Genomic DNA, 13039 nt, shown 5'->3' with positions numbered 1-13039 from the left:
CGAATAGCGGCAAGTGGGGCGATAATGCGCGACACCCTAATCCGGGTAACGGTGCGGACGACTGGGCGGCGTGTCCGAAATAGTGTGTATTGGGTCGGCAGTGTAGAACGGGAGATGTGACGGCAATGGCTACGGAAACTCCCCAGCTCACCGAAGCATGTGCCGTCCCCGCCCCTGGCAGCGAGCGGTGACGGGAAGCGGCGCCGCCGCCCCCGGTGATCCGGAGCGCGGCACACTCGACAAGGCCGCGGGTGAGAACTTCCCCGTGGCGCCGTTCTTCCTGCCCAAGGCCTGGCGCACCGACCTCATGGCGGTCTACGGCTTCGCCCGCCTCGTCGACGACATCGGCGACGGCGACCTGGCCCCCGGCGGCGCCGACGCCAGGCTGCTCGGGGTGTCGCCCGAGGACGCCGAGGACCGCCTCGTCCTGCTCGACGCCTTCGAGGCCGACCTGCGCCGCGTCTTCGACGGCACCCCGGGCCACCCGCTGCTGCGCCGCCTCCAGCCGACCGTCCGCCGCCGCGCGCTGACCCCCGAGCCCTTCCTCGCCCTGATCGCCGCGAACCGCCAGGACCAGCTCGTCACGCGCTACGAGTCCTACGACGATCTCCTCGCCTACTGCGAACTCTCCGCCAACCCGGTCGGCCGCCTCGTCCTCGGCGTCACCGGCACCGAGACCCCCGAGCGGGTCCGGCTCTCCGACGCGATCTGTACCGCACTGCAGATCGTCGAACACATTCAGGACGTGACCGAGGACCTCGGCCGCGACCGCATCTACCTGCCCGCCCAGGACATGAAGCGCTTTCACGTCCAGGAAGCGGATCTCGCCACGCCCTCCGCGGGCGCATCGGTGCGCGCACTGGTCGCATACGAAGCAGAACGCGCCCGCGATCTCCTGAATGAAGGCGCCCCCTTGGTGGGTAGCGTCCACGGCAGACTGAAGCTGCTGCTCGCGGGATTCGTGGCGGGGGGAAGGGCGGCGATCCGCGCGATCGCCGCCGCCGAATACGACGTACTTCCCGGCCCACCCAAACCCGGCAGGTTCCAGTTGCTGCGTGAGGTGGGCGTGACTCTGCGAGGAGAGGGGTGATCCGGACCGTGGAGTCTGCACCGCACATGTCCGCGCCGGTACTCGCCGCCTACAGCTACTGCGAGGCCGTCACCGGACAGCAGGCACGCAACTTCGCGTACGGCATCAGACTGCTGCCGACGCCCAAGCGCCGTGCCATGTCCGCGTTGTACGCGTTCTCCCGGCGTGTCGACGACATCGGCGACGGCACGCTGGCGACCGACGTCAAGTCGGCGCGGCTGGAGGACACCCGGGCGCTGCTCACCCGGGTCCGCGAGGGCAAGGTGGAGGAGGACGACACCGACCCGGTCGCGGTCGCCCTCGCGCACGCGGCCGAGGCCTTCCCGATCCCGCTCGGCGGCCTGGACGAGCTGATCGACGGCGTCCTGATGGACGTCCAGGGCGAGACCTACGAGACCTGGGACGACCTGAAGGTCTACTGCCGGTGTGTCGCGGGCGCCATCGGGCGGCTCTCGCTCGGCGTGTTCGGCACGGAGGCGGGGGCGCGCGGTTCCGAGCGCGCTTCGGAGTACGCCGACACGCTGGGGCTCGCGCTCCAGCTCACCAACATCCTGAGAGACGTCCGCGAGGACGCCGAGGGTGGCCGTACCTATCTGCCCGCCGACGACCTCGCGAAATTCGGCTGCTCGGCCGGATTCGACGGGCCGACCCCGCCGGAGGGCTCCGACTTCGCGGGTCTCGTGCACTTCGAGGTGCGCCGGGCCCGCACCCTTTTCGCCGAGGGCTACCGGCTGCTCCCCATGCTCGACCGCCGCAGCGGCGCCTGTGTCGCCGCCATGGCCGGCATCTACCGTCGCCTCCTCGACCGCATCGAGCGCGAGCCGGAGGCCGTGCTGCGCGGCCGGGTCTCGCTCCCCGGACGCGAGAAGGCCTACGTCGCCGTACGCGGCCTGTCCGGCCTGGACACCCGGCACGTCACGCGGCGGACCCTCAGGAGGCGCGCCTGATGGACAAAGTGGGCCAAGGTGATGTCGCCGGAGAAATGCGGCACGCAACCCTCCGGTGCGAAGCGGCGTCCCTGACTGCGACGACCTGCCGCGGCCGGATCCGGTGCCACCGCGGGCACGCGAGGGGGAGTGCACGATGAGCGACGGGACGCGGTCCGACGGGCCGCCCTCCGGCAAACCGACGGGAGGCGCCGGACGCCATGCCGTCGTGATCGGCGGCGGGCTCGCCGGCATCACCACCGCGCTCGCGCTCGCCGACGCCGGAGTCCGCGTCACCCTCCTCGAAGGCCGCCCGCGCCTGGGCGGACTCGCCTTCTCCTTCCAGCGCGGCGACCTCACCGTCGACAACGGACAGCATGTGTATCTGCGCTGCTGCACCGCCTACCGCTGGTTCCTCGACCGCATCGAGGGCGCGGCGCTGGCTCCGCTGCAGGATCGTCTCGACGTGCCCGTGCTCGACATCGACCGCCCCGAGGGCCGCAGACTCGGCAGGCTGCGACGCGACGCGCTGCCGGTGCCCCTGCATCTGGGGCGCAGCCTCGCGACCTACCCGCATCTCTCGCTCGCCGAGCGCGCCAAGGTCGGACGTGCCGCGCTCGCGCTCAAGGCGCTCGACCTCGCCGATCCTGCCCTGGACGCCCAGGACTTCGGCACCTGGCTGGCCGCGCACGGTCAGTCGGCGCGTGCCGTCGAGGCACTGTGGGACCTGGTGGGGGTCGCCACCCTCAACGCGGTCGCGGGCGATTCCTCGCTGGCGCTGGCCGCGATGGTGTTCAAGACCGGTCTGCTCTCCGACCCGGGCGCGGCCGACATCGGGTGGGCCCATGTCCCGCTGGGCGAACTGCACGACCGGCTCGCCCGCAAGGCGCTCGACTCCGCGGGCGTGCGCACCGAAGTCCGTACACGCGTCACCTCCGTCTCCACTGACGAAAACGGGCGTTGGAGCGTTCAGGTTCCCGGCGAGACCCTTCAGGCCGACGCCGTCGTCCTCGCCGTACCCCAGCGCGAGGCCCACGATCTGCTGCCCGGCGGCGCGCTCGACGCCCCCGAGCGGCTGCTCGCCATCGACACCGCTCCGATCCTCAACGTCCATGTCGTCTACGACCGCAAGGTGCTCGCCCGGCCCTTCTTCGCGGCGCTGGGCACCCCCGTGCAGTGGGTGTTCGACCGGACCGACGCCTCCGGGCTGAAGGACGGCCAGTATCTGGCGCTGTCCCAGTCCGCCGCGCACGACGAGATCGACGAGACCGTGGCCGTACTGCGGGAGCGCTATCTTCCCGAGCTGGAGCGGCTGCTGCCCGGTGCGCGCGGCGCCGAGGTGAAGGACTTCTTCGTGACCAGGGAGCGCACGGCGACGTTCGCTCCCGCCCCCGGCGTCGGACGGCTGCGGCCCGGCGCCCGCACCAAGGCCCCCGGTCTGTATCTGGCCGGAGCGTGGACCGCCACAGGGTGGCCCGCGACCATGGAGAGTGCGGTCCGCAGCGGGGTGAGCGCGGCGGACGCCGCACTCGCCGCCCTGGGCCGGCCCCGCCCCCGTCAGCTCTTCGAGTTCGAGGAGGCGGCGTGATGCTCGATCAGCACGCGGCGGGCCCCCGCACCCCCGGTACCGCGACAAGAGGAGAGACTGTGCCCACTGTGCCCCCGGCCGAGACGGCCGCTGCGAGGACCGCGGTGGACGTGTCCGCGCTCCTGGAGCGCGGCCGGACCCTTGCCACACCGGTACTGCGCGCGGCCGTGGACCGCCTGGCACCCCCCATGGACACCGTCTCCGCCTACCACTTCGGCTGGATCGACGCCGAGGGCAACCCGGCCGACGGCGACGGCGGCAAGGCCGTACGCCCCGCGCTCGCCGTGCTCTCCGCCGAGGTCACCGGCGCCGCCCCCGAGATCGGCATCCCCGGCGCCGTCGCCGTCGAACTGGTCCACAACTTCTCGCTGCTGCACGACGACCTGATGGACGGCGACGAGCAGCGCCGCCACCGCGACACCGTCTGGAAGGTGCACGGCCCCTCCCAGGCCATCCTCGTCGGCGACGCCCTGTTCGCGCTCGCCAACGAGGTCCTGCTGGAACTCGGCACCGTCGAGGCCGGCCGCGCCACCCGCCGCCTCACCACCGCGACCCGCGCCCTCATCGACGGCCAGGCGCAGGACATCTCCTACGAGCACCGCGACCGCGTCAGCGTCGAGGAGTGCCTGGAGATGGAGGGCAACAAGACCGGCGCCCTGCTCGCCTGCGCCTCCTCCGTCGGGGCCGTGCTCGGCGGCGCGGACGACCGCACCGCCGACGTCCTGGAGAAGTACGGCTACCACCTCGGCCTGGCCTTCCAGGCCGTCGACGACCTCCTCGGCATCTGGGGCGACCCGGAGTCCACCGGGAAGCAGACCTGGAGCGATCTGCGCCAGCGCAAGAAGTCCCTGCCCGTGGTGGCGGCGCTCGCGGCGGGCGGACCCGCCTCCGAGCGGCTCGGCGAGATGCTCGCCGCCGACGCCAAGAGCAGCGACTTCGAGAACTTCTCCGAGGAGGAGTTCGCGGCTCGCGCCGCGTTGATCGAGGAGGCCGGCGGCCGCGAGTGGACCGCCGAAGAGGCACGCCGTCAGCACACCATCGCCATCGAGGCCCTCGACGCCATCGACATGCCCGACCGGGTTCGGGCCCAGTTCACGGCGCTCGCCGACTTCGTCGTCGTACGAAAGAGATGATCACTATCGGTCGAATAGCCCTCGCGTAGTCGCCGGCCGGTGCTGCGGAGATACGAGCACCGGCCGACGGCGGACCCACAGCAGAGACATGCCACTGCACGAAGGGGAAGCCATGACAGCGACGACCGACGGAAGCACCGGGGCCATGCCTCCCCGCGCTGCCGCGGCCAGCGAAACCGACATCAACACCCCCGTGGCGGCCGGGGTGCACGACGCCGCCGCACTCGCCGTACAACGCGCCACCGACTTCCTGCTCTCCCGGCAGGACGCCCAGGGCTGGTGGAAGGGCGACCTCGAAACGAACGTCACGATGGACGCCGAGGACCTGCTGCTCCGTCAGTTCCTGGGCATCCGCGACGAGTCGACGACCCACGCCGCCGCACTCTTCATCCGCGGCGAGCAGCGCGCGGACGGCACCTGGGCCAGCTTCTACGGCGGGCCCGGCGAACTCTCCACCACCATCGAGGGGTACGTCGCCCTCCGGCTGGCCGGTGACGCGCCGGACGCCCCGCACATGGCGAAGGCGTCCGCCTGGGTCCGCGAACGGGGCGGTATCGCCGCCGCCCGCGTCTTCACCCGGATCTGGCTCGCCCTGTTCGGCTGGTGGAAATGGGACGACCTGCCCGAACTCCCGCCGGAACTCATCTACTTCCCCACCTGGGTACCGCTCAACATCTACGACTTCGGATGCTGGGCCCGGCAGACCATCGTGCCGCTCACCGTCGTCTCCGCGAAGCGACCGGTACGGCCCGCGCCCTTTCCGCTCGACGAACTCCACACCGACCCGGACAACCCGAACCCGGTCAAGCCGCTTGCCCCGGTGGCGAGTTGGGACGGCGCCTTCCAGCGGCTCGACAAGGCGCTGCACCTCTACCGCAAGGTCGCCCCGCGCAAGCTGCGCAGGTCGGCGATGAACACGGCCGCGCGCTGGATCATCGAGCGGCAGGAGAACGACGGCTGCTGGGGCGGTATCCAGCCGCCGGCCGTGTACTCGGTGATCGCCCTGCACCTGCTGGGCTACGACCTCGAACACCCGGTGATGCGCGCGGGGTTGGAGTCGCTGGACCGGTTCGTGGTCTGGCGCGAGGACGGGGCCCGGATGATCGAGGCCTGCCAGTCCCCGGTGTGGGACACCTGCCTCGCGACCATCGCGCTCGCCGACGCGGGCGTGCCCGCCGACCACCCCCAACTGGTCAAGGCGGCCGACTGGATGCTCGGGGAGGAGATCGTCCGCCCCGGCGACTGGGCCGTCAAACGACCCCAACTGCCGCCCGGCGGCTGGGCGTTCGAGTTCCACAACGACAACTACCCCGACATCGACGACACCGCCGAGGTCGTGCTCGCGCTGCGCCGGGTCAGGCATCACGACCCGGAGCGCCTGGACCGGGCCGCCGGACGCGCGGTCCGCTGGAACCTCGGAATGCAGTCGAAGAACGGCGGTTGGGGCGCCTTCGACGTCGACAACACCAGCCCGTTCCCCAACCGGCTGCCGTTCTGCGACTTCGGTGAGGTCATCGACCCGCCGTCGGCCGATGTCACCGCGCACGTCGTCGAGATGCTCGCCGTCGAGGGCCTGGCCCACGACCCGCGCACCCGGCGCGGCATCGAGTGGCTGCTGGCCGAACAGGAGCCGGACGGCTCGTGGTTCGGCCGCTGGGGCGTCAACTACGTATACGGCACAGGGTCCGTGGTGCCCGCCCTCGCCGCCGCCGGCCTCCCCGGCTCGCACCCGGCGATCCGGCGCGCGGTGACCTGGCTGGAGACCGTGCAGAACGACGACGGCGGCTGGGGCGAGGACCTGCGCTCCTACAAGTACGCCAAGGAGTGGAGCGGTCGCGGCGCCTCGACCGCCTCGCAGACGGCCTGGGCGCTGATGGCCCTGCTGGCGGCGGGGGAGAAGGACTCCAAGGCCGTCGAGCGCGGCATCGAATGGCTCGCGACGACCCAGCGGGAGGACGGCTCCTGGGACGAGCCCTACTTCACCGGCACGGGCTTTCCGTGGGACTTCTCCATCAACTACCACCTCTACCGGCAGGTGTTCCCGCTCACCGCGCTCGGGCGCTATGTGCACGGAGAACCGTTCAGCCAGACCCCGCTCCCGCAGACCCCGCGTTCTCAGGTCAAGGGGGGCTGATGAGCACACAGCCCGCCGCACCGCCGCTGGTGATCGCCTGCGCACTCGGCATCGAGCACCTCGCCCTGCGCGCCGGCGACCGCTCCGGCGCCGACGGGCCGGTCACCGTCCTGCGGACGGGCATGGGGCCGGGGGCGGCCGAGCGGGCCGTCACCCGGCGTCTCGCCGATCCGGCGCTGTCCGGGGCCGCCGTACTGGCCACGGGCTTCTGCGCCGGACTCGCCCCCGGTATGCACCCCGGCGACCTGGTGGTCGCCGAGGAGACCCGGGACCCGCGCGGAACCGTTCCGTGCGTCGGCACCGAGCTGCTCGTCAAGGAACTCGTGCGGGCCCTGCCCGGACGCACCGTCCACACCGGCCCCCTGGCCGGTTCCGATCATGTCGTCCGCGGACAGGAACGGTCGGAGCTGCTCACGACCGGCGCAATCGCGGTCGACATGGAATCGGCGGCCACGCTGCTGAGCGCCGTGCGTACGGGCGTGCGCCCGGTTGCGGCCGTACGGGTGGTCGTGGACGCTCCTGAACATGAACTCGTCCGGATCGGCACGGTGCGCGGTGGAATATCGGCTTTCCGCGTTCTTCGATCCGTTCTTCCCGCTTTTGTCGAATGGCACCGTTCTTTGCTGCTCCCCCGGAGGTGAGCCAGATGGCCATGCCGCTGCGCCAGTCCATCAAGGTCGCTACATATTTGGCTGAACAGAAGCTCCGCAAGCGGGACAAGTTCCCCCTGATCGTGGAGCTGGAACCTCTCTTCGCGTGCAATCTGAAATGCGAGGGCTGCGGCAAGATCCAGCACCCGGCGGGTGTGCTGAAGCAGCGCATGCCGGTGGCGCAGGCCGTCGGGGCGGTGCTCGAATCCGGTGCGCCGATGGTGTCCATCGCGGGCGGCGAGCCCCTGATGCACCCTCAGATCGACGAAATTGTCCGGCAGTTGGTGGCGAAGAAGAAGTACGTCTTCCTCTGCACCAACGCCATGCTGCTGCGCAAGAAGCTGGACAAGTTCAAGCCCTCGCCGTATTTCGCCTTCGCGGTGCACATCGACGGGCTGCGCGAGCGGCACGACGAGTCCGTCGCGAAGGAGGGGGTGTTCGACGAGGCGGTGGAGGCGATGAAGGAGGCCAAGAAGCGCGGCTTCCGGGTCACCACCAATTCCACCTTCTTCAACACGGACACCCCGCAGACCATCATCGAGGTGCTCAACTTCCTCAACGACGACATCAAGGTCGACGAGATGATGATCTCGCCCGCCTACGCCTACGAGAAGGCACCCGACCAGGAGCACTTCCTGGGCGTCGCGCAGACGCACGAGCTGTTCAAGAAGGCCTTCGCGGGCGGCAACCGCCGCAGGTGGCGGCTCAACCACTCCCCGCTCTTCCTGGACTTCCTGGAGGGCAAGGTCGACTTCCCGTGCACGGCCTGGGCGATCCCGAACTACTCGCTCTTCGGCTGGCAGCGCCCCTGCTACCTGATGAGCGACGGGTACGTCCCGACGTACCGGGAGCTGATCGAGGACACCGACTGGGACAAGTACGGCCGCGGCAAGGACCCGCGCTGCGCCAACTGCATGGCGCACTGCGGCTACGAACCCACCGCCGTCCTCGCCACGATGGGCTCCCTCAAGGAGTCCCTGCGGGCCATGCGCGAGACCGTCGCGGGAAACCGCGACTGACGCCATGACCGCCGTATCCCTCGGCGTCCCCGAGATGCCGGTCCGGCCGATCGCCGAGCGACGTGTGTCGCGACGCATCCAGGTCGGACCGGTACCGGTCGGGGGCGGTGCGCCCGTCTCGGTCCAGTCGATGACGACGACCCGTACGTCGGACATCGGAGCCACCCTCCAGCAGATCGCCGAACTCACCGCGTCCGGCTGCCAGATCGTCCGCGTGGCCTGCCCCACGCAGGACGACGCGGACGCGCTGGCGACCATCGCGCGCAAGTCGCAGATCCCGGTGATCGCGGACATCCACTTCCAGCCGAAATACGTCTTCGCCGCAATTGAGGCCGGCTGTGCGGCGGTTCGCGTCAACCCCGGCAACATCAAGCAGTTCGACGACAAGGTCAAGGAGATCGCGCGGGCCGCGAAGGACCACGGCACGCCGATCCGGATCGGGGTCAACGCCGGTTCCCTGGACCGGCGTCTGCTCCAGAAGTACGGCAAGGCGACGCCCGAGGCGCTCGTCGAGTCGGCCCTGTGGGAGGCGTCCCTCTTCGAGGAGCACGGCTTCCGGGACATCAAGATCTCCGTCAAGCACAACGACCCCGTGGTGATGGTCAACGCCTACCGGCAGTTGGCCGCGCAGAGCGACTACCCGCTGCATCTCGGGGTCACCGAGGCCGGGCCCGCCTTCCAGGGCACGATCAAGTCGGCGGTCGCCTTCGGGGCGCTGCTCAGCGAGGGCATCGGCGACACCATCCGGGTGTCGTTGTCCGCGCCCCCGGTGGAGGAGGTCAAGGTCGGCAACCAGATCCTGGAGTCGCTGGGCCTCAGGCCCCGTCGCCTGGAGATCGTGTCGTGCCCGTCCTGCGGGCGCGCCCAGGTGGACGTCTACAAGCTCGCCGACGAGGTCACGGCGGGTCTGGAAGGCATGGAGGTCCCGCTGCGCGTCGCGGTCATGGGCTGCGTCGTCAACGGACCCGGCGAGGCCCGCGAGGCCGACCTCGGGGTCGCCTCCGGCAACGGCAAGGGCCAGATCTTCGTCAAGGGCGAGGTCATCAAGACCGTCCCCGAGTCGAAGATCGTGGAGACCCTCATCGAGGAAGCGATGAAGATCGCCGAGCAGATGGAGCAGGACGGCGTCGCGGCGGGGGAGCCGGCCGTCACCGTGAGCTGAACCAGCACGGACCGAAGGGGGCCCGACGTGACGATTCTGGAGAGCATCCGTCAACCACGCGACCTGAAGGCGCTGTCCGAGGCGGAACTCGGCGAACTGTCCGAAGAGATAAGGGAGTTCCTGGTCCACGCGGTGGCCAGGACCGGCGGTCACCTCGGGCCCAACCTGGGCGTGGTGGAACTCACCATCGCGCTCCACCGGGTCTTCGAGTCACCGACCGACCGCATCCTGTGGGACACCGGCCACCAGAGCTATGTGCACAAGATGCTGACGGGCCGTCAGGACTTCTCGAAGCTGCGCGGCAAAGGCGGCCTGTCCGGCTACCCCTCGCGCGAGGAGTCCGAGCACGACGTCATCGAGAACAGCCACGCCTCCACCGCTCTCGGCTGGGCCGACGGACTCGCCAAGGCCCGCCAGGTGCAGGGTGAGAAGGGCCATGTCGTCGCGGTCATCGGCGACGGCGCCCTCACCGGCGGCATGGCCTGGGAGGCGCTGAACAACATCGCCGCCGCCAAGGACCGGCCGCTGATCATCGTGGTCAACGACAACGAGCGGTCCTACTCGCCGACCATCGGCGGCCTCGCCAACCACCTGGCGACCCTGCGCACGACCGACAGCTACGAGAAGGTCCTCGCCTGGGGCAAGGACGTCCTGCTGCGCACCCCGGTCGTCGGCAACACCGTCTACGAGTCGCTGCACGGCGCGAAGAAGGGCTTCAAGGACGCGTTCGCCCCGCAGGGCATGTTCGAGGACCTGGGCCTCAAGTACGTCGGCCCGATCGACGGACACGACATCGGTGCCGTCGAGTCGGCGCTGCGCCGCGCGAAACGCTTCCACGGCCCGGTCCTGGTCCACTGCCTCACGGAGAAGGGCCGCGGCTACGAACCCGCCCTCGCCCACGAGGAGGACCACTTCCACACCGTCGGCGTGATGGACCCGCTCACCTGCGCGCCTCTCGCGCCCTCCAACGGCCCTTCCTGGACCAGCGTGTTCGGCGACGAGATCCTGCGGATCGGGGAGGAGCGCGACGACGTCGTGGCCATCACGGCGGCCATGCTGCATCCGGTCGGCCTCGGCAAGTTCGCCGCGCGCTTCCCGGACCGGGTGTGGGACGTCGGCATCGCCGAGCAGCACGCGGCCGTGTCGGCGGCGGGCCTCGCCACCGGCGGACTGCACCCCGTCGTCGCCGTCTACGCCACCTTCCTCAACCGCGCCTTCGATCAACTCCTCATGGATGTCGCGCTCCACCGCTGCGGGGTGACGTTCGTGCTCGACCGGGCCGGCGTCACCGGTGTCGACGGAGCCTCCCACAACGGCATGTGGGACATGTCCATCCTCCAGGTCGTGCCCGGCCTCAGGATCGCCGCCCCGCGCGACGCCGACCAACTCCGCGCCCAGCTGAGGGAAGCCGTCGCCGTCGACGACGCTCCGACCCTCGTCCGCTTCCCGAAGGAGTCGGTCGGACCGGAGATCCCCGCGATCGACCGCGTGGGTGGCCTCGACGTCCTCCACCGAGGCCCAACGACCCCCGAGGTGCTACTCGTTGCCGTAGGAGTGATGGCGCCCGTCTGCCTGCAGGCCGCCGAACTCCTCGAAGCGCGCGGCATCAACTGCACGGTCGTGGACCCCCGTTGGGTCAAACCCGTCGACCCGGCACTCCCGGGTCTCGCCGCCGAACACCGCCTCGTCGCCGTCGTGGAGGACAACAGCCGCGCCTCCGGCGTCGGCGCCGCCGTGGCACTGGCCCTCGGTGACGCCGAAGTCGACGTGCCCGTACGGCGGTTCGGCATCCCGGAGCAGTTCCTCGCGCACGCCAAACGCGGCGAGGTGCTCGCCGACATCGGCCTCACACCCGTCGAGGTCGCCGGACGGATCAGCGCAAGCCTGGCGGTCAAGGACATGACCGACCACGCAGCCAAGGAGAAACCCGAATGACCGAGGAGTTCGACCTCAACGCGCTGTTGGCCGGGCGGGGAGCCGAGCGCTACGAGCTGCACGCCAAGTACCTCAACCACCAGCTCCCGCGCATGCTGCACACCATCGGCTTCGACAAGGTCTACGAGCGGGGCGAGGGCGCCTACTTCTGGGACGCGGAGGGCAACGACTACCTGGACATGCTCGCCGGGTTCGGGGTGATGGGCCTGGGCCGCCACCACCCCGTGGTCCGCAAGGCGCTGCACGACGTCCTCGACGCCCAGCTCGCCGACCTCACCCGGTTCGACTGCCAGCCGCTGCCCGGCCTGCTCGCCGAGCGACTGCTCACCCACAGCCCGCACCTGGACCGGGTGTTCTTCGGCAACAGCGGTACGGAGGCGGTCGAGACCGCGCTGAAGTTCGCCCGGTACGCGACCGGGAAACCCCGCGTCCTGTACTGCGACCACGCCTTCCACGGCCTGACCACCGGCTCGCTGTCGGTCAACGGCGAGGACGGCTTCCGGGACGGCTTCGCGCCGCTGCTGCCCGACACCGCGGTACCCCTCGGCGATCTCGACGCCCTGGAAAGGGAGTTGAAGAAGGGCGACGTAGCCGCCCTGGTCGTCGAGCCGATCCAGGGCAAGGGCGTCCACGAGGCCCCGCCCGGCTATCTGCGCGCCGCGCAGGAACTCCTGCACCGGCACAAGGCGTTGCTCATCGCCGACGAGGTGCAGACCGGCCTGGGCCGGACCGGCGACTTCTACGCCTACCAGCACGAGGACGGCGTGGAACCGGACCTGGTCTGCGTGGCCAAGGCGCTGTCCGGCGGCTATGTGCCGGTCGGCGCCACCCTCGGCAAGGACTGGATCTTCAAGAAGGTCTACTCGTCCATGGACCGCGTCCTGGTCCACTCGGCGAGCTTCGGATCCAACGCACAGGCCATGGCCGCCGGTCTCGCCGTGCTGTCCGTCATGGAGAACGAGCAGGTCGTCGCCAACGCCCGTGCGACGGGGGACCAGTTGCGGACCCGGCTCGCCGCGCTGGTCGACAAGTACGAGCTGCTCGCCGACGTCCGCGGCCGGGGCCTGATGATCGGCATCGAGTTCGGGAAGCCCAAGTCCCTGAAGCTGCGCAGCCGTTGGACCATGCTCCAGGCCGCGCGCAAGGGCCTGTTCGCGCAGATGGTGGTCGTACCGCTGCTCCAGCGGCACCGCATCCTCACCCAGGTCTCCGGCGACCACCTGGAGGTCATCAAGCTGATCCCGCCGCTGATCGTCGGCGAACGCGAGGTGGACCGGTTCGTGGACGCCTTCACGGCCGTGATGGACGACGCGCACAGCGGCGGCGGGCTGATGTGGGACTTCAGCAAGACGCTCGTGAAGCAGGCGGTGGCCAACCGGTAGGGAGGTCCGCCGGGCGCGCC

The 13039-nt window shown here is 70.3% G+C and carries 11 protein-coding genes; all 11 read left to right on the top strand.

Features of this window, described 5'->3' with window-relative positions; translation table 11 throughout:
• The first annotated feature begins 187 nt into the window (after positions 1–187).
• The gene (gene hpnC / locus AB0M63_RS37600; RefSeq protein WP_366022512.1) at positions 188–1090 is read left to right on the top strand and encodes a squalene synthase HpnC; all 903 of its coding nucleotides are present in this window, start codon (positions 188–190) and stop codon (positions 1088–1090) included.
• Positions 1087–2037: a presqualene diphosphate synthase HpnD gene (gene hpnD / locus AB0M63_RS37595; protein ID WP_355919548.1), complete on the top strand. Its 951-nt coding sequence runs from the start codon at positions 1087–1089 to the stop codon at positions 2035–2037. Before hpnC ends, hpnD begins: the two co-directional genes overlap by 4 nt.
• A complete protein-coding gene (locus tag AB0M63_RS37590) occupies positions 2037–2177 on the top strand; it encodes a DUF6380 family protein (protein ID WP_355919545.1) in 141 nt (46 codons plus the stop codon). Before hpnD ends, AB0M63_RS37590 begins: the two co-directional genes overlap by 1 nt.
• Positions 2174–3604 carry a hydroxysqualene dehydroxylase HpnE gene (gene hpnE, locus AB0M63_RS37585; protein WP_366022511.1) on the top strand — a complete coding sequence of 477 codons (1431 nt, stop codon included), beginning with the start codon at positions 2174–2176 and terminating at the stop codon, positions 3602–3604. Before AB0M63_RS37590 ends, hpnE begins: the two co-directional genes overlap by 4 nt.
• Entirely contained in the window at positions 3604–4737 is a 1134-nt protein-coding gene (locus AB0M63_RS37580; RefSeq protein ID WP_366022510.1) for a polyprenyl synthetase family protein, read from the top strand. The genes hpnE and AB0M63_RS37580 overlap by 1 nt, the downstream gene beginning before the upstream one ends.
• A gap of 112 nt (positions 4738–4849) precedes the next feature.
• Positions 4850–6871 (top strand): squalene--hopene cyclase, encoded by a 2022-nt coding sequence (shc, locus tag AB0M63_RS37575; RefSeq protein ID WP_355919536.1) that lies wholly within the window; start codon positions 4850–4852, stop codon positions 6869–6871.
• Positions 6871–7512, top strand: coding sequence for a 1-hydroxy-2-methyl-2-butenyl 4-diphosphate reductase (locus tag AB0M63_RS37570; RefSeq protein WP_355919533.1), 642 nt, complete (start codon positions 6871–6873; stop codon positions 7510–7512). Before shc ends, AB0M63_RS37570 begins: the two co-directional genes overlap by 1 nt.
• Before the next feature lie 5 nt (positions 7513–7517).
• Positions 7518–8540 (top strand): adenosyl-hopene transferase HpnH, encoded by a 1023-nt coding sequence (gene hpnH, locus AB0M63_RS37565; protein ID WP_355919530.1) that lies wholly within the window; start codon positions 7518–7520, stop codon positions 8538–8540.
• 4 nt (positions 8541–8544) lie between these two features.
• On the top strand, positions 8545–9702 hold the full coding sequence (gene ispG, locus AB0M63_RS37560) for a flavodoxin-dependent (E)-4-hydroxy-3-methylbut-2-enyl-diphosphate synthase (RefSeq protein ID WP_366022509.1): 1158 nt from the start codon (positions 8545–8547) through the stop codon (positions 9700–9702).
• 27 nt (positions 9703–9729) lie between these two features.
• On the top strand, positions 9730–11637 hold the full coding sequence (gene dxs / locus AB0M63_RS37555) for a 1-deoxy-D-xylulose-5-phosphate synthase (RefSeq protein WP_355920022.1): 1908 nt from the start codon (positions 9730–9732) through the stop codon (positions 11635–11637).
• Entirely contained in the window at positions 11634–13019 is a 1386-nt protein-coding gene (locus tag AB0M63_RS37550; protein WP_355920025.1) for an aspartate aminotransferase family protein, read from the top strand. The genes dxs and AB0M63_RS37550 overlap by 4 nt, the downstream gene beginning before the upstream one ends.
• Positions 13020–13039 lie beyond the last annotated feature (20 nt).

Source organism: Streptomyces sp. NPDC051576 (assembly GCF_040681835.1).
In the GTDB taxonomy this organism is placed as follows: Bacteria; Actinomycetota; Actinomycetes; order Streptomycetales; family Streptomycetaceae; genus Streptomyces.
The sequence above is the reverse complement of the archived record's forward strand: the minus strand, read 5'-3'. Positions and strand labels throughout refer to the sequence as shown.

Bases quoted from the DNA above. Each gene is read 5' to 3' on its own strand.
- AB0M63_RS37590 (WP_355919545.1), top strand. From the start codon at position 2,037: ATGGACAAAGTGGGCCAAGGTGATGTCGCCGGAGAAATGCGGCACGCA.
- hpnE (WP_366022511.1), top strand. From the start codon at position 2,174: ATGAGCGACGGGACGCGGTCCGACGGGCCGCCCTCCGGCAAACCGACG.
- AB0M63_RS37580 (WP_366022510.1), top strand. From the start codon at position 3,604: ATGCTCGATCAGCACGCGGCGGGCCCCCGCACCCCCGGTACCGCGACA.
- shc (WP_355919536.1), top strand. From the start codon at position 4,850: ATGACAGCGACGACCGACGGAAGCACCGGGGCCATGCCTCCCCGCGCT.
- AB0M63_RS37570 (WP_355919533.1), top strand. From the start codon at position 6,871: ATGAGCACACAGCCCGCCGCACCGCCGCTGGTGATCGCCTGCGCACTC.
- hpnH (WP_355919530.1), top strand. From the start codon at position 7,518: ATGGCCATGCCGCTGCGCCAGTCCATCAAGGTCGCTACATATTTGGCT.
- ispG (WP_366022509.1), top strand. From the start codon at position 8,545: ATGACCGCCGTATCCCTCGGCGTCCCCGAGATGCCGGTCCGGCCGATC.
- AB0M63_RS37550 (WP_355920025.1), top strand. From the start codon at position 11,634: ATGACCGAGGAGTTCGACCTCAACGCGCTGTTGGCCGGGCGGGGAGCC.